Here is a 266-nt window from a genome sequence, read left to right on the forward strand (position 1 = left end):
GCAAACAAACAAGTCAACTTGCAAATCACAGGCATGACGTGCGCTGCATGTGCGCTCCGAATCGAAAAGGGTTTGAATAAACTGGAAGGCGTCTCAACGGCAAATGTAAACTTCGCCATGGAAAAAGCAAGTGTCGTGTTTGATTCGACCAAAGTCGATGTAAACCGTATCGAAGAAAGCATCAAGAAACTGGGATACGGCATGGCGAAAGAAGTTGTCGATTTCCAACTGGAAGGGATGACATGCGCTGCATGCGCGAACCGAAT

Annotated in this window: 1 protein-coding gene; it reads left to right on the plus strand. The window is 47.0% G+C overall.

What is annotated here, in order from left to right; all coding sequences use genetic code 11:
- Window positions 1-266: copper ion binding protein (locus SB773_RS32350; protein WP_410594466.1), on the plus strand; the 266-nt coding region annotated here is incomplete at both ends.

The sequence above is a fragment of the Bacillus sp. SIMBA_074 genome (assembly GCF_046534555.1).
In the GTDB taxonomy this organism is placed as follows: domain Bacteria; phylum Bacillota; class Bacilli; order Bacillales; family Bacillaceae_G; genus Bacillus_A; species Bacillus_A mycoides.